Source organism: Streptomyces sp. NPDC006516 (genome assembly GCF_040611875.1).
Classification (GTDB): domain Bacteria; phylum Actinomycetota; class Actinomycetes; order Streptomycetales; family Streptomycetaceae; genus Streptomyces.
Genome location: NZ_JBEXPD010000007.1, coordinates 250,045 through 265,797, shown reverse-complemented (window position 1 = coordinate 265,797; position 15,753 = coordinate 250,045). Strand labels below are relative to the sequence as shown.

Genomic DNA, 15,753 nt, shown 5'->3' with positions numbered 1-15,753 from the left:
CCCTTTGCTCTCTCTCGGTATCCCCATCACCTCTGGGTGGATACGATGCGTTCTGGTATGGCGTATCCACCACCGTGATCCACCTCAGAGGAGGCGGCGGCCGTGCGATCAGTGAATCGCAGCCACCTGGTGTCAGTCGGGTTGGGGCTTGGAGCTGTCGGGGGGTTCGTCGGCAGCCTGTTCCGAGAACGGAGTGCGCTGGCAGCCGCACGTGATGCGGCGGGCGAAGGAAGTGAGGAACCGCCTTCATGGGGCGTCGGCTCGTACCGCTCACATTGGACAACCTTCCGGATCTCCCCAGGCGCTGCCGCTCGTGTGTCTTCTGGGAACTTGATCCGGTCAGCGGAGAAGCTGCGGTAAAGGCGGGCCGGCCCGAGCTCGAGAAGGAGGCCTGGATCTCTGCCGTGCTCCTCGAATGGGGTTCGTGCGGGCGGGTCGTCTATGTGGATGATGTGGCGGCAGGCTTCGTTCTCTACGCGCCGCCCGCGTACGTTCCGCGCTCCACCGCGTTTCCCACCAGCCCCGTCTCCCCCGATGCCGTGCAGCTGATGACCGCGTTGATCACACCAGGTTTTCAAGGTCAGGGACTGGGCCGCGTGATGGTGCAGACGGTGGCCAAGGACTTGCTGCGACGAGGCTTCAAGGCGATCGAGGCCTTCGGTGACGCCCGGTGGAAGGAACCGGCGTGTGTACTGCCGGCCGACCATCTGCTGGCCGTCGGCTTCAAGACCGTGCGCCCCCATCCTGTTAACCCGCGGCTTCGGCTCGAACTGCGTACGACGCTCTCCTGGAAGGAAGACGTGGAGCTGGCCTTGGACCGGCTGCTCGGCGCTGTACAGAAGGAGCCGGCGCTGAGACCTCTGTGAGGGGTCGCGCATGACAGGCACGGAAAACGCGGAACGGGCCCACCCCGGGGGGTGGGCCCGTTTCACGTGAAACAGCGGTCGTTACTACTCGCCGATGAAGCTCTCCAGGTCGCGAAGAATCGCGGCCTTCGGCTTGGCGCCGACGATGGTCTTGGCGACCTCGCCGCCCTGGTACACGTTGAGCGTCGGGATCGACATCACGCCGTACTTGGCTGCGGTGGCCGGGTTCTCGTCGATGTTGAGCTTGACGATCTCGATCTGGTCACCGTGCTCTGCTGCGATGGCCTCCAGCGAAGGCGCGATCTGGCGGCACGGGCCGCACCAAGCGGCCCAGAAGTCCACGAGCACGGGCTTGTCGTTCTTCAGGACGTCCTCATCGAATGAGTCGTCGGTCACGTTCTTCAGGGCGCCGGCCACGGCGGCCTCCTTAACTTCGCGGGGGTGTGGGTCGAGGGGGATGCAGTCAGACTGCCGGGGTCTTCTCCGGCTCGGCGAGCTTCTCGTCGGAGAGTGCGGCCAGGAAGCGCTCGGCGTCGAGAGCTGCCGAGCAACCGGTACCGGCTGCGGTGATGGCCTGTCGGTAGGTGTGGTCGACGACGTCGCCCGCGCCGAACACACCCTTCAGGTTGGTACGCGTCGAGGGCGCCTGAACCTTGAGGTAACCCTCGTCGTCGAGGTCGAGCTGGCCCTTGAAGAGCTCCGTGCGCGGGTCGTGGCCGACGGCGATGAACAGGCCGGTCACCGGAAGCTCAGAGGTCTCACCGGTCTTGGTGTTGCGCAGGGTGAGGCTGGAGAGCTTCTGGTCCCCGTGGACCGTGGCGACCTCGCTGTCCCAGGCGAACTTGATCTTCGGGTCGGCGAAGGCACGCTCCTGCATGGCCTTGGAGGCCCGCAGCGAGTCACGACGGTGGACGATGGTGACGGACTTGGCGAACCTGGAGAGGAACGTCGCCTCCTCCATCGCGGTGTCGCCGCCGCCGACGACGGCGATGTCCTGGTCCTTGAAGAAGAAGCCGTCGCAGGTGGCACACCAGGAGACGCCGCGTCCGGAGAGGGCGTCCTCGTTGGGCAGGCCCAGCTTGCGGTGCTGGGAGCCCGTGGTGACGATGACAGCCTTGGCGCGGTGCACCGTGCCGGCGGTGTCCGTGACCGTCTTCACGTCTCCGGAGAGGTCGACGGAGACGACATCGTCAGGGATGAGCTCGGCGCCGAAACGCTCGGCCTGGGCCCGCATGTTGTCCATGAGCTCAGGACCCATGATTCCGTCCTGGAAACCCGGGAAGTTCTCCACGTCGGTGGTGTTCATCAGCGCACCACCGGCGGTCACGGCGCCCTCGAACACCAGCGGCTTCAGCGACGCGCGAGCGGTGTACAGGGCGGCGGTGTAACCTGCCGGCCCGGAACCGATGATGATCACATTACGGACGTCGCTCACGGGTCATTCCTCGTCTCTGCAGACTGCCTACTGCCTACTGGGGTCGGTTCCACGACTCTCACCCCACCCAACGGATCCTACGGGGCATGCATTCCCGAAGTCCCGGACCGGCTCTCGGCTCCGTCCTCAGGGGCGCGCGTAGGACTGGGTGAGCAGCAGCTGTCCCTTTGTCGCGGGGGTGGAGGTCACGCACGAGGCATCGACGACGTAGGCCTGCACACGGCTGGAGTCCGTGGAGTGGGGCAGTACGACAAGGAAGGCCTCAGTGCCCTGGTAGTGGCCCTCTTCGACTGCCAACGCGGGTGCGGTCCGGCCGGTGCCCTGCTGTACGCACGGGGGGACGTTCACGACCGGCGAGCGGAGAGGGGTGCGGGGCGATGCGGTGCCGGGGGGCAGGTGCTCGGGGGAGGACTTGGTGTCCATGGAAGGCTTGTCCAGGGCCTCAGGGAACTCGGATACCGCCATCCCGGCCAGGAGAGTGCGGACCTGGCCCTCCAGCGTGCGCTCCGAGAAGTCTCCTCCGCTCTTCTGGGCCGAGCTGGCTCCCTGATCAGCCATCGTGCCCGCTGAATCCTCCGAGAGCTGCGTCGACTGCAGAAGGAAGACGCTCATGCCGACGGCTGCCGCACCGAAGGCGGTTCCCAGGAGCACGGTGCGTCGACGACGCCGGGTGGAAGTCCTGCCGGGACCGGTGGTACCCCTGGGCCGCCCAGCGGGCCGGAGTACGGACGGGCCCTCCGCGGACGGCGTCTCGGATGTTTCACGTGAAACACGTGCGTCGGAGGCCGGCCCCTCGGAGGCCGAGGCCGCTTCCACGGCCAAGGCGACGTCGATCCGGTCGGCGACATCTTCGGGCATGGCTTCATGGACCGAGAGGGACCCGACGAGCGAGCGGATCTCCTCCAGCGAGGCGTGGAGCTCGGCGCACTGCTCACAGGTATCGAGGTGGCGGCGGAGTTCGGCCTCGCGCGCCGGCGGGAGGAGGCCCTCGGTGAGGTCCGAGATCTCCGAGACGTCTGGATGCTGAGCTGTGTCGGCTGTGGATGTCATGCGAGCCCACCTCCACCTTTCACAGCCGCAGGGTTGCCGTCGCCTGCATCTCTTGGTCCTGCCGCGGGTGGGACGGATGTCCCCCGTGTGCGGTTCCTTTCCATGGTGCCGTCCTCCCTGTCCCCTCTATCGACGCGTAGATGGGTGAGCAGGGGGAGCAGTCTGGCCCGGCCCCGAGCGCAGCGGCTCTTCACCGTCCCCGTGGGTACGTCGAGGATGCGTGCCGCCTCGGCGACGGGATACGCCTGCATGTCCACGAGGACGAGGGCGGCGCGCTGCTCGGCGGGCAGGGTGGCGAGTGCCGCCAGGAGTTCTCGGTGCAGATCCTGCCGTTCGGCGGGTGCCTCGGCGGACTCGTGCGGCTCCATGAGCTGGTCCAGGCGTTCGGCGTCATCGACCGGCGCGGTCTTGCGTGAGGCCGACTTGCGGGCGCGGTCGAGACAGGCGTTGACGGTGATCCTGTGAAGCCACGTGGTGACGGCGGACTGCCCCCGGAAGGTGTGGGCCGCTCTGAACGCGGATACGAGAGCGTCCTGCACCGCGTCGGCCGCTTCTTCGCGGTCTCCGAGCGTCCGCAAGGCCACGGCCCAGAGGCGATCACGATGCCGCCGAACGAGCTCACCGAACGCGTCGGGTTCGCCTGCGACGTGCTGAGCCAGGAGATCCTGGTCGCTGGTGTCGGCGAATCTGGCGTCGTCCAACGGTGAGCCCCCTCCCCTGGTGCGGTCAGCTGGTGACCTTGATGTCCGAGATCTTTCCTCGGTAGTTCCCGTCGTCACTCGGCGGGAGTTTGGTCAGCCAGACCAGAAGGTATCGCGCCTTCACCTGCTTGTCGGGCTTGAGGTGGACCTTTGTTCCAGATCCTTGGGCGACCTTGGTGAAGCCCTCGGGCATCTGCGGGACGGACGAGTCCTCGGTGGTCCGCAGCTCGACGGAGGTGGTGCCCCCGAGGAATGACACGTCGACCGTGCCCACCTGCTGGACTTCGCCGAGGTCGAGGACGACCCCGACGCCTTCCTTGAGCCTGCCGAAGTCGGCGCTGTAGTAGCCGTCGGTGTTCCAGTAGGAGCCCTTGTCCCCGTCGTAGACGTTCCTTATGGTGGCCGGCTTCTCCGACCCGTCAGCGCCCAGTGGATCGTAGTCCTGGGCTCCCACGACGGTGAGGGGCTTGCTCGGCGCGACGGCGTTGTTGTCGTCGCCTCCGTCGTCGTCGGTGGTCTGTGTGGGGGTCGGCTCTCCGGAGTCGTTGCCCCGGTCGAGGACGGTCTCCGCCAGCTGCCAGCTGCCGAGGCCCAGAGCGGCGATGAGCAGTGCGGAGACGGCCCACTTGAGTGCCTTCCCGGTGCGGCTCTGGAGAGGAGGCGGAGGAACCGCGATGACCGGTTGAGTGGCAGACGGCGGACGCGCCGAGGGACGTCCGTAGGTGCCCTGCTGATACGTCGTGCGCTGGTACTCGGGCGGTGCGGTGAAGGTCGGCTCCGGCGGCAGGATGCGCGGCATGGCCGCGACGGCCTTGGCCAGTTCGTCAGGCGTGGTGCACGGCTGCTCCTGGCGCGACGCGGTGGCGCCGTCGTTGGCGAGCGCACGCATGGCGAGCTCGGAGAGGCCGCGGTGCACGCCTGCCCTCACCTGGTCCGGAGGGATCAGGCCCAGGTCCTTGGGGAGCCCGGAAAGGCCGTACGCGTCGCTCTCGTAGGGCCAGCGCCGGGTCAGGGCGGCGTAGAGGAGTGCGCCGATGGCCTCGGTGTCCGTACGCAGAGGCTGGTCAGCGGTGATGCCACGCAACGCGGCGTTCACCGCGAGGCCGCGAATGCGGTACTGCCCGGTCGAGCTGCGCAGCACGGCACCGGGGGTGAGACGCAGATGCGCGAGCCCTTCGCGGTGGGCGGCGGCCATGGCTTGGGAGATCTGGCTCACGAGCTGGTAGGCGTCATGGGCTTCCATCGGCCCGGCCGCCAGCAGCGCGGTGAGCTCTGTGGCGTCGGGGAGCCATTCGTGGACGACGTAGACGAGATCGTCCTCCTCCACGGCGTCCAGGACCTGGACGAAGCGCGGGTCGCCGAGCAGCGCGGAGGAACGGGCTGCGGCCAGCACCGAGCGTGCGCGCGGATGGTCGGCGGGCAGAAGATGTACGCCGACCGCCCGGCGCAGCTTCTCGTCCACGGCCCGCCAGCTGCTGAAACCGTCCAGCCGGGTGACGCACTCTTCGAGGCGGTAACGCCTGGCCAGCTTGTGGCCGCTGTGCAGATCGGGCGACGCCGGCACGGCGGCCGAGCCGTCACGGCCGCTCTCCGCGTCCGTCGAGCTCGCGCCCTCTGCGTCCTGGGTTTGTGCCGTCCCGTCGGTCGTGGCCGCGTCCGCCTTGGCGGTCAGCGGCTCGTCGCCGCTGTTGTCGGCCACGTCGACAGCAGCCGTGCTACGTTCCGCCACCGTCGTTCCTGCCTCCCCATCCGTTGCGCGATGCCAGCCAGCTCTGCACAGTCACGCCAATTGTGCCCACACTCCGGCGCTATGCACGACACGCGGTGTCCAGCGATGGTTGTGCGCGGCCCGGAGTCCGTTCAGCGTCCGAGCCGTCCCCGGACCATGCCGACCATGCCGTTGAGCTCTTCGATCCGCATCTTCTTCGCCGCGACGAAGAAGATGCCCAGGAGTACGACGGTGCCGCAGACGAGGGCCACGACCGAGCCTCCCGCCCCCTCACCGAGCGTCCGGAGAAGGGCGAAGCCCACGCCGCCGCCCACGACTGCCGCAGGGACCGCCGCCAGGCAGAGACGGGCGTAGGTACGCACCACGCGGGCCCCGTCGAGGTCGCCGCCGAGCCGGTTGCTCAGCCGGCGCCATGCGATGCCCACGCCTACCGCGTAGGCCAGCCCGTAGGAGGCCGCCATTCCCACGACTGCCCACTGGGCCGGAAGAATCACGTAGCAGAGGGCGGAGGCCGCTGCGTTGACCGCTGCGACGATGACCGTGTTGTAGAACGGGGTCCGGGTGTCCTCGTACGCGTAGAAGCCGCGCAGGACGACGTACTGCACGGAGTACGGGATGAGGCCGAGGCCGAACGCCATGAGGATGAAGCCCATGGAGCGCGCCGCTTCGGTGCCGCTGGACGCGTAGAGCAGCGTGCACATCGGCAGACCGAGCGCCAGGAACGTGAAGGCGACCGGCACGATGGCCACCGCGGAGTTGCGCAGCCCTTGCGAGATGTCGTCGCGGACGGCACCGGGGTCGTTGTCATGGGCCGCACGGGAGATGCGCGGCAGCAGGGCCGCCATGACCGAGACGGTGATGATGGCCTGCGGCATGCCCCAGATCAGCTGCGCGTTGGAGTAGGCGAGGAAGCCCGAACCGTCCTTGTCCGCGAGCTTGCCCGCGGACGTGGCGAGCTGCGTGACGACCAGTACGCCCGCCTGGTTGGCCAGGACGAACAGAACCGTCCACTTCGCGAGCCTTATCGTCTTCCCGAGCCCGTGGCCCCGCCAGTCGAAGCGAGGGCGGAAACGGAATCCTGCTTCGCGGAGATACGGGATCATCGCCAGGGCCTGGACGACGAGACCGAGCAGCGTGCCGATGCCCAGAAGGCGGACGCCTTCCGCCGGGATCGTCTCCACGCCCATCCTGGACTCGGCCGAGGTGCCGTAGACCCAGATGAACAGGCCGAAGGTGAAGATCATGACGATGTTGTTCAGGACCGGGGTCCACATCATCGCGCCGAATCGTCCGCGGGCGTTGAGGATCTGGCCCATCACCACGTGGACGCCCATGAAGAAGATGGTCGGCAGGCAGTAGCGGGCGAAGGTGACGGCGACGGTGTCCGCGGCCGGCTCGTTCGCGATCGTGCTCGACATGAGGTGGACGAGCCACGGAGCGGCGAAGACCGCGATCGCGACGATCACGGCGAGGGCGACCATGACGAGTGTCAGCAACCGGTTGGCGTAGGCCTCGCCGCCGTCCTCGTCGTCCTTCATGGAGCGGACGAGCTGGGGGACGAAGACGGAGTTCAGCCCGCCGCCCACGGTGAGGATGTAGATCATCGTGGGCAGGGTGTACGCGATGGTGAAGCTGTCACCGAGCAGCGCCGCGCCCAGCGCCGCGGTGATCACCAGGCTCCGGATGAACCCGGTGAGGCGGGACACGAGGGTGCCGGCCGCCATCAGGGCGCTCGACTTCAGTATCCCCGCGGCCCGGCCCCCGGACTTCGACGGCACGGGGGCGGGAGCGGCCTGAGGCTCGGCAGGGGGGCCTGGAGGTCTGCCCGAGCCTTCCTGGTCGCGGAAGAGGTGGGCGAAGGCGTCCTGGTCCCCGCGGCCGTCGGACGCCTGGGTCACGAGGTCGTCGACCCCCACGTACTGCGTGGTGGCGGCATTGTCCCCGTAGGGAAGGTGGCGGGAAGGGCCTGCGGGCTCCGGTGGAGGCGTCTGCGCCCAGATGCGGGGGTCGGGGGCGTGCTGGGCGGCGGGAGGCTGCTGATAGAGCGCCTGTGGCTCCTGATAGGTGCCTGGCGGCGGCGGGGGGTGGGAGGCGCGGTCGTAGAGCGCCTCGGCCACCGGGTCCTGAGCGGCGAGGTCCTGAGCGCGGTACGGATCGTGGTCGTACGCGTGCTGGAGGTACGGGTCCGGCGTCTCTCCGGGCTGGAGGTACGGGTCGGGCTCTCCGGGCCGGCCGCCGCCCGGTGGCACCGGCGGACCGCCGGAAGATCCAGCTCCGCCCGCGCCCTGGCCGCGGTCACCGTCGTACGGCGCGTTCATCGAAACCCCACCTCATTGTCCCCGGCCGACCGGCCCCGACAGACATCGCTCAACGGTCCACTTTCTCACCCGGGCCCGACGGGGCCTCGCTCACCGGACCGGTGTCCGGGGTCGGGTCACTCGGCTGCTCGGGTTCACCGCCGTTGTTTCCGCCCGTGTCGCCTGTCCCGCCCGCGGCGGCGCGCTTGCGGTGGGTGTACATCCTGATTCCTGCCAGCACCAGCAGCAGCAGCCCGCCGGCGATGACCAGAAGCACCGTCGGTGTGACCTCCGAGACCTTCACCGTGAAGGTCATCTCCTCGCCGTACGGCGCCCCGTCCTCGGTGAAGAGCCGCGCGGTGACCTGCGCCTGTCCGTTCGCGTTGGCGGCGGCGTCGAACTTCACCGACTGGCTGTGGCCGCCCGCGATCGCGACCGGCTGCTCGGCGACGGCACCGCCGCCGTTGAGCTTGAGGCGGGTGGCGTTGCCCGACGTCAGCCGGAGCACGAGGTTGTCCACACCCTGGACCAGCTTGTTCTGCACGGTCACGGGGATCGTCGCGCTGCGCCCGGACAGGGTGACGTCCGACTTCGCGATCAGCTGGACCTCGTTGGTGAGGCCCTGCAGGTAGGTTCGGACCGCGTCGCGGTACTGCTGCGCCTCCAGCTGCCTGCCACGCCACGACGTGGACACGGAGCGGTTGATGGCGTTCCCGAAGGGGGTCACCACCCGGTCCGGCTGGGTGAGGATGACCTGGAAGCTGTCGAGCGAGTCCTGCGTGGTCCGGATGTCCTGGAACGCCTGGGTGGGCAGCTCCTGGCTGCGCAGCTTCTTCGGGTACTGGGATGCGCGCGGCACCTTGGTGGTCGCCTTCGTGTCCGGCTTCTGGTCGGCCGCCGCCGTCAGGTCGAGGGGCTGTGTCCAGCGCTCGCCGTCGAGGGCCCGGAGGGCTCGCGCCATGCTCTGTGCCTGCGCGGCCGTAGGCGTACGCTGCGGCGCCACGACGATGCTGCGCTCGTTGTCCGGGTCCTGTTCCGTCAGTGCCAGGGTCTGGGCGAGGAACCTCTGGACAGCGAGTGTGGAGTTGCCGGCCTTGGCCATCTCGCCCGTGAACGCCGTGGAGAGCCGGTAGTCGGAGACGACCGCGGTGGTGCCGCCACCGATCGGCCGGGCCGCGGTCGGCGTGTAGGGCAGCCCGCCGGTCTCCTCGAGGCTGTCGCTGCGTGCGATCACCTTGTGGGCGCCGGCCGAAGTCGCGACATCGACCACGGAGGGATCGATCGCGCCGTTCACCGGCCAGGCGAAGTCGGTCGACGGCTTCACGTGCAGGACGGTCTCCACCGTTGTGCTCGCCACCTCGGTGGCCGTCTGCAGGTGGCTGAGGGTCCCTGAGACGTTCTTCCCGCGATGGGCGATGGAGGCCAGATCGGGGTCGGCGAACGGCAGGGCCACCACCTTGCCGTCCTTGACGGCCGCTTCCAGAGCCGTGAGCCACTTCTTGGCGATGGCCTGGTTCGTCCCGGCGACGGTGGTGTCACCGACGCGGACGCGGTAGTTCTTCGTCATCGCGTCGACGGAGGCGAGCAGGTCCGGGTCGATCACCCAGGTCACCGGGAGCTGACGACCGAGCGCCACCAGCTGTTCCAGCCGGCCGCCGGGCGCGAGTTCGAGGGCGAGGTCGTCGCTGGCGAAGACGGGGGTCTGCTGTTCGTCGGACCCCGTCTCGGCGGTGACGTGTGCCGAGGCGATCAGCGGCCAGAGGAAGGTCAGCTTGGTCTTGGTCGCTGTGTCCTCGGGCTGCCAGGGAAGGAAGGTCCGCTGGATCCCGAGGACCTGGTCGTAGGCGTAGTCGGTGGTCCTGCCGGTGATCGAGACCCCGAGCTGGTAGACGCCCTCGTCGTCCAGACCCAGCTTGTCCACCGGGACGGCGAGCGTGAAGTCCTGGCTGACCCCTGAGGCGAGCTTGGCGATCTTCACCGTGTAGGAGCCGCCGAGCTTGGCCGGGTCACTGCCGGGCTGGTAGCCGGTGCGTCCGGCCGCCTCGTCGATCGCGGCCCTTCCGGACAGCCTCGGCCCGACGCGCAGGTCGACCTCGGCGTCCGTGACCGTCTTCCTGCCCTTGTTGGTCAGGGTCCCGGAGACGCTCAGGGTGTCGCCCTCGACGGGTGCGCTGGGGGAGAGCGTGTCCAGGGACACAGCGACGGTGCGCGAGCCGGTCGGGGCCTTCGCGGCCGCCTCGGCATGTGCGGAGGGAGCGGCGGGCCCTGCCAGGAGGCCGGCGAGCAGCGGCGCACCGACGATCAAGGAGGCTGTGCGCCGGAGCCACCGGCGGGCAGGGGAGGGAGTCATCCCCTGGAAGTCTGCCGCCTCGGCCACGCGTATCCGTCCCTCGTCGTCGTCAGCTGGTATCGGTCTTGCCGGTCTCTGCGTCCCCGCATGGTAACGATGTGCCTGAGTGCTGAGTGCCGGGGTCCGCGTCACATGATCGGGAGAGTCTCGCAGGGCGGCGAGAAACGATGACGCCCGGGCCGGTCCGTGCACGTACCCTTTTCTGTTGTGCCGAACGCCAACGAAGACAGCCCCCGCGCACTGAGCCAGGTGCAGCACCGCGCAGTCAGCGAACTGCTGCGGGTGTCCCCGGTCGCCGACGACCTCGCCCGCCGATTCCAGGAGGCCGGGTTCGGCCTCGCCCTGGTCGGTGGGTCGGTCCGCGATGCGTTGCTCGGCAGGCTCGGAAACGACCTCGACTTCACGACCGACGCCCGCCCGGAGGACGTTCTCAAGATCGTCCGCCCCTGGGCCGACTCGGTCTGGGAGGTCGGAATCGCCTTCGGCACCGTCGGTTCGCAGAAGGACGGCTACCAGATCGAGGTCACCACCTACCGGTCGGAGGCGTACGACAGAACCTCGCGCAAACCCGAGGTGTCCTACGGCGACTCGATCGAGGAAGACCTCGTACGCCGTGACTTCACGGTCAACGCCATGGCCGTCGCGCTGCCGCACAAGGAGTTCATCGACCCGCACGGTGGCCTCGACGACCTGGCGCAGCGTGTACTGCGCACTCCGGGCACGCCTGAGGAGTCCTTCTCCGACGACCCGCTGCGCATGCTGCGCGCGGCCCGCTTCGCCGCGCAGCTGGACTTCGAGGTCGCCCCGGACGTCGTCAAGGCGATGACGGACATGGCGGGACGCATCGAGATCGTCTCCGCCGAACGCGTCCGGGAGGAGCTCAACAAGCTGCTGCTCTCCGCGCACCCCCGCAAGGGTCTTGGGTTGCTCGTGGACACGGGCCTGGCCGATCAGGTGCTGCCGGAGCTTCCCGCGCTACGCCTGGAGAGTGACGAGCATCACCGTCACAAGGACGTCTACGAGCACTCCCTGACCGTCCTGGAGCAGGCCATCGACCTGGAGGAGGAAGGCCCGGACCTCGTGCTGCGCCTGGCCGCCCTGCTCCACGACATCGGGAAGCCCAGGACGCGTCGGTTCGAGAAGGACGGCCGCGTCTCCTTCCATCACCACGAAGTCGTGGGGGCGAAGATGGCCAAGAAGCGGATGACGGAGCTCAAGTACTCCAACGACATGGTCAAGGACGTCTCCAAGCTGGTGGAGCTCCATCTGCGCTTCCACGGATACGGTGACGGTGAATGGACCGACTCCGCCGTGCGCAGGTATGTGCGGGACGCGGGGCCGCTGCTGGAACGACTGCACAAGCTGACGCGCTCGGACTGCACGACGCGGAACAAGCGCAAGGCGAACGCCCTGTCGCGCACCTATGACGGGCTCGAGGAGCGCATCGCGCAGTTGCAGGAGCAGGAGGAACTGGACGCGATCCGGCCCGACCTGGACGGCAACGAGATCATGCGGATCCTCGGCGTGACACCGGGGCCTGTGATCGGTAGGGCCTACTCCTTCTTGCTGGAGCTGCGACTGGAGAACGGGCCCATGGAGCACGACGCCGCGGTGGCGGCCCTCAAGGAGTGGTGGGCCGCTCAGGACTGAGGCCGAACCGGTCGGCGGTCCGATCCAGGCGGTAGGCCCTGGCTCGCATGTTTCACGTGAAACATGGGGTGCGCTTCGGGGCTGGGAGCCGGACGGGCAGTGAGGGGCGTTGTTTCACGTGAAACGACGCCCCTCACTCATTCTTCGGTGCGGGCGTCCTGGAGCGTGGCACGCACCCGACGCCAACGGAGCAGGGCCACCGAGACGGCAGCGTAGAGAGTGGCCACGGCGAGGACGACGGCGGTGGACCGGCCGTCAGACGGAAGGACGAAAGCGGACATGGCTGCCGCCGCGACGAAGGCGACGTTGAACAGCACGTCATAGAGCGAGAAGACCCGGCCGCGGTAGGCGTCGTCCACGGAGGTCTGCACCTCGGTGTCTGTCGCGATCTTCGCTCCCTGGGTGACGAGCCCGAGGACGAACGCGGCCGCCAGCATCGGTACCGGCGCGAACGGCAGGCCCAGCGCCGGTTCCAGGACGGCAGCCGATCCGGCGCAGCCCGCCATCCAGCCGTAGCGCCCGAAGCGGCTCACGGCCCAGGGGGTGATCAGGGCGGCGACGAAATACCCGGCGGCCGAGGTGCCGAGCGCCAGGCCGAGCAGGGCCAGCCCGTCGGACTCGCTGTCGGACCAGGCGTAACGGCACAGCATCAGGACCATGACGGTGAGTGCCCCGTAGCAGAAGCGCATCACCGTCATGGCGGCCAGCGCATGGGCGGCGTCCCGGCGCTCGGCCAGATGGCTCAACCCCGCGACCAGCCCGCGCGCGGTCATGGCCAGCGCTTCTCGTAGGCGCACATGGTGCTCGCTCAGGTCGGGGCCCAGGAGCGTGCGCGGCAGAGACAGCGAGGCCAGCGCCGAGAGCAGGTAGAGGGCCGCTCCCAGCATGACCACGGCGGCATCTGATCCATCGGTCAGCAGCCGGATGCCCAGGGCCAGCCCTCCACCGGCCGTGGCCGCCAGCGTCCCGGCGGTCGGGGAGAGAGAGTTGGCGAGGACGAGCCGGTCGGCGTCGACCACGCGAGGGAGGGCGGCGGACAGTCCGGCCAGCACGAAGCGGTTCACGGCGGTGACGCAGAGGGCGGAGGCGTAGAAGAGCCAGTCCGGGACGGAGCTCAGGAGCAGCAGAGCCGTGCAGCAGGCCAGGGCGGCACGCAACAGGTTTCCGTACAGGAAGACCTGACGGCGCGGCCAGCGGTCGAGCAGGACTCCGGCGAACGGGCCGATCAGCGAATACGGGAGCAGCAGCACGGCCATGGCCGAGGCGATGGCCGCCGGCGTCGCCTGCTTCTCCGGGGAGAAGACGACGTAGGTGGCGAGCGCGACCTGGTAGACACCGTCGGCCGACTGGGAGAGAAGTCGTACGGCGAGCAGGCGACGGAAGTTCCGAAGGCGCAGGAGTACGCCCAGATCACGCACGACAGGCATGTGGGCAAGGGTCACACATGTGGGGGGTCCCGCGGCGCATTGCCCCGGGACCCCCCAGATGAAGAAGCGGTGAGCGGCTGGATCAGCGCTCGACGTCGCCGCTGATGAACTTCTCGACGTTCTCGCGGGCCTCGTCGTCGAAGTACTGGACCGGCGGGGACTTCATGAAGTACGAGGAAGCCGAGAGGATCGGGCCACCGATGCCGCGGTCCTTGGCGATCTTCGCGGCGCGCACGGCGTCGATGATGACACCGGCGGAGTTCGGGGAGTCCCAGACCTCGAGCTTGTACTCGAGGTTCAGCGGAACGTCACCGAAGGCGCGGCCCTCGAGGCGCACATACGCCCACTTACGGTCGTCCAGCCAGGCCACGTAGTCCGAGGGACCGATGTGGACGTTGTCCGCACCGAGCTCGCGGTCACGGATCTGCGAGGTGACGGCCTGCGTCTTCGAGATCTTCTTGGACTCCAGGCGCTCACGCTCGAGCATGTTCTTGAAGTCCATGTTGCCGCCGACGTTCAGCTGCATCGTGCGGTCCAGGATGACGCCCCGGTCCTCGAAGAGCTTCGCCATCACGCGGTGCGTGATGGTGGCGCCCACCTGGGACTTGATGTCGTCGCCGACGATCGGGACACCGGCCTCGGTGAACTTGTCCGCCCACTCCTTGGTGCCGGCGATGAATACCGGGAGGGCGTTGACGAAAGCGACCTTGGCGTCGATGGCGCACTGCGCGTAGAACTTCGCAGCGACCTCGGAACCGACGGGCAGGTAGCAGACGAGGACGTCGACCTGCTTGTCCTTGAGGACCTGGACGATGTCGACGGGGGTCTCGGCGGACTCCTCGATCGTCTCGCGGTAGTACTTGCCCAGGCCGTCGTGGGTGTGGCCGCGCTGAACGGTCACGCCCGTGTTCGGCACGTCGGCGATCTTGATGGTGTTGTTCTCGCTGGCGCCGATGGCGTCCGCGAGGTCGAGGCCGACCTTCTTCGCGTCGACGTCGAAGGCGGCGACGAACTCGACGTCGCTCACGTGGTATTCGCCGAACTGCACGTGCATCAGACCGGGCACCTTGCCGGCCGGATCGGCGTCCTTGTAGTACTCGACGCCCTGCACCAGTGAGGCGGCGCAGTTGCCCACGCCGACGATGGCTACGCGAACCGAACCCATGCCGATTGCTCCCTGTGTGTTCTCGGTGTTCCCCGATGACGCCTTGCGGGTCTGCGGGGGTTTCACTTGGTGTCGTCGGACGGATCCGGCCGGGTGTTGTCCCGGTGCCGGGGCAGGCCGCCCGTCTCTCCTGTTGTGTCTTCTTGAGAGGAGCTCTCGGGTGAGGATCGTCGCTGATCCCGCCCCGAACGCTCACTCTCGATGAGCTCGTTCAGCCAGCGCACTTCGCGCTCCACGGACTCCATGCCGTGTCGCTGCAGCTCAAGCGTGTAGTCGTCGAGTCGTTCACGGGTCCGGGCGAGAGAGGCGCGCATCTTCTCGAGGCGCTCCTCCAGCCTGCTGCGGCGGCCTTCGAGGACTCGCATCCGCACGTCGCGCTCCGTCTGGCCGAAGAAGGCGAAGCGAGCGGCGAAGTGCTCGTCCTCCCAGGCATCCGGGCCGGTGTGCGAGAGCAACTCCTCGAAGTGCTCCTTACCTTCCGCCGTCAGCCGGTAGACGATCTTGGCGCGTCGCCCGGCCAGCGAGGACGCGGGGGCGACCCCACGGCCCGCGGCGGGCGGCGATGCAGGAACGCTCCCCGGTTCCTCGATCAACCAGCCGCTGGCCACCAGCGTCTTGAGGCAGGGATAGAGAGTGCCGTAGCTGAAGGCGCGGAAGATCCCCAGCGAGGTGTTGAGGCGCTTGCGCAGCTCGTACCCGTGCATCGGGGACTCGCGGAGCAGGCCGAGTACGGCGAATTCGAGGATGCCGGAGCGTCTGCTCACCTTCGCTTCCTCCTTCGCCTGGCGCTTCCACGGGTCCGCTGGGTCGACCTTATGCCGTGCTGATGTATCGACTCGATACATCAGCACGATAGATCGGCTCGTGATGTTCGACAAGGGGCCGGTTCGTGAGCGGCGTCACATCAAGGATTCATAGGGAGTGACTTGCGTAATTTGGGGTGAAGTTCGGTCCCCGGAGGTTTTTGACCGTGCGTAGTCTGTGCGGCATGCAGACCACCGGGAACCGCGAGACGCCGCCGAGCGTCAGTCATCGCGGACTGCCGGATGTACTGCGGGTGAGCCTTCCGCAGGGCTTGTCCGT

At 68.3% G+C, this 15,753-nt stretch carries 12 protein-coding genes; 2 read left to right on the top strand and 10 right to left on the bottom strand.

Annotated features, from left to right (window positions below; genetic code table 11):
- The first annotated feature begins 248 nt into the window (after positions 1–248).
- Positions 249–866 carry a GNAT family N-acetyltransferase gene (locus ABZY45_RS21180; RefSeq protein ID WP_356741966.1) on the top strand — a complete coding sequence of 206 codons (618 nt, stop codon included), beginning with the start codon at positions 249–251 and terminating at the stop codon, positions 864–866.
- Between the two features lie 84 nt (positions 867–950).
- On the opposite strand, the gene trxA is transcribed toward ABZY45_RS21180, so the two are convergent.
- From trxA to ABZY45_RS21145, 7 genes are all read right to left on the bottom strand, one after another.
- On the bottom strand, positions 951–1,283 hold the full coding sequence (gene trxA / locus ABZY45_RS21175) for a thioredoxin (RefSeq protein ID WP_356741964.1): 333 nt from the start codon (positions 1,281–1,283) through the stop codon (positions 951–953).
- A 46-nt stretch (positions 1,284–1,329) separates the two neighbouring features.
- On the bottom strand, positions 1,330–2,301 hold the full coding sequence (gene trxB, locus ABZY45_RS21170) for a thioredoxin-disulfide reductase (protein WP_356741963.1): 972 nt from the start codon (positions 2,299–2,301) through the stop codon (positions 1,330–1,332).
- Between the two features lie 126 nt (positions 2,302–2,427).
- Positions 2,428–3,351 carry a zf-HC2 domain-containing protein gene (locus ABZY45_RS21165; RefSeq protein WP_356741961.1) on the bottom strand — a complete coding sequence of 308 codons (924 nt, stop codon included), beginning with the start codon at positions 3,349–3,351 and terminating at the stop codon, positions 2,428–2,430.
- Entirely contained in the window at positions 3,348–4,052 is a 705-nt protein-coding gene (gene sigM / locus ABZY45_RS21160; protein ID WP_356741959.1) for an RNA polymerase sigma factor SigM, read from the bottom strand. The genes ABZY45_RS21165 and sigM overlap by 4 nt, the downstream gene beginning before the upstream one ends.
- A gap of 25 nt (positions 4,053–4,077) precedes the next feature.
- Positions 4,078–5,781, bottom strand: a complete 1,704-nt coding sequence (locus ABZY45_RS21155) for a serine/threonine protein kinase (RefSeq protein ID WP_356741957.1) — start codon at positions 5,779–5,781, stop codon at positions 4,078–4,080.
- Positions 5,782–5,912: 131 nt separating this feature from the next.
- Positions 5,913–8,099, bottom strand: coding sequence for a murein biosynthesis integral membrane protein MurJ (gene murJ / locus ABZY45_RS21150; protein WP_356741955.1), 2,187 nt, complete (start codon positions 8,097–8,099; stop codon positions 5,913–5,915).
- Positions 8,100–8,148: 49 nt separating this feature from the next.
- Positions 8,149–10,455, bottom strand: a complete 2,307-nt coding sequence (locus ABZY45_RS21145) for a DUF6049 family protein (RefSeq protein WP_356741954.1) — start codon at positions 10,453–10,455, stop codon at positions 8,149–8,151.
- 180 nt (positions 10,456–10,635) lie between these two features.
- Here ABZY45_RS21145 and ABZY45_RS21140 point away from each other — a divergent pair, with 180 nt between their 5' ends.
- Positions 10,636–12,078: a CCA tRNA nucleotidyltransferase gene (locus tag ABZY45_RS21140; protein ID WP_356741952.1), complete on the top strand. Its 1,443-nt coding sequence runs from the start codon at positions 10,636–10,638 to the stop codon at positions 12,076–12,078.
- A gap of 137 nt (positions 12,079–12,215) precedes the next feature.
- Here the strand turns inward: ABZY45_RS21140 and ABZY45_RS21135 are convergent, their stop codons facing one another.
- From ABZY45_RS21135 to ABZY45_RS21125, 3 genes are all read right to left on the bottom strand, one after another.
- Entirely contained in the window at positions 12,216–13,505 is a 1,290-nt protein-coding gene (locus ABZY45_RS21135; protein WP_356741951.1) for an MFS transporter, read from the bottom strand.
- Positions 13,506–13,587: 82 nt separating this feature from the next.
- Positions 13,588–14,670 carry an inositol-3-phosphate synthase gene (locus ABZY45_RS21130; RefSeq protein ID WP_356741950.1) on the bottom strand — a complete coding sequence of 361 codons (1,083 nt, stop codon included), beginning with the start codon at positions 14,668–14,670 and terminating at the stop codon, positions 13,588–13,590.
- A gap of 62 nt (positions 14,671–14,732) precedes the next feature.
- Positions 14,733–15,434 (bottom strand): helix-turn-helix transcriptional regulator, encoded by a 702-nt coding sequence (locus ABZY45_RS21125; RefSeq protein ID WP_356741948.1) that lies wholly within the window; start codon positions 15,432–15,434, stop codon positions 14,733–14,735.
- Between the last annotated feature and the right edge of the window lie 319 nt (positions 15,435–15,753).

Coding starts and splice junctions, on each gene's coding strand:
- ABZY45_RS21180 (WP_356741966.1), top strand. CDS start 249: ATGGGGCGTCGGCTCGTACCGCTCACATTGGACAACCTTCCGGATCTC.
- ABZY45_RS21165 (WP_356741961.1), bottom strand. CDS start 3,351: ATGACATCCACAGCCGACACAGCTCAGCATCCAGACGTCTCGGAGATC.
- murJ (WP_356741955.1), bottom strand. CDS start 8,099: ATGAACGCGCCGTACGACGGTGACCGCGGCCAGGGCGCGGGCGGAGCT.
- ABZY45_RS21135 (WP_356741951.1), bottom strand. CDS start 13,505: ATGCCTGTCGTGCGTGATCTGGGCGTACTCCTGCGCCTTCGGAACTTC.
- ABZY45_RS21130 (WP_356741950.1), bottom strand. CDS start 14,670: ATGGGTTCGGTTCGCGTAGCCATCGTCGGCGTGGGCAACTGCGCCGCC.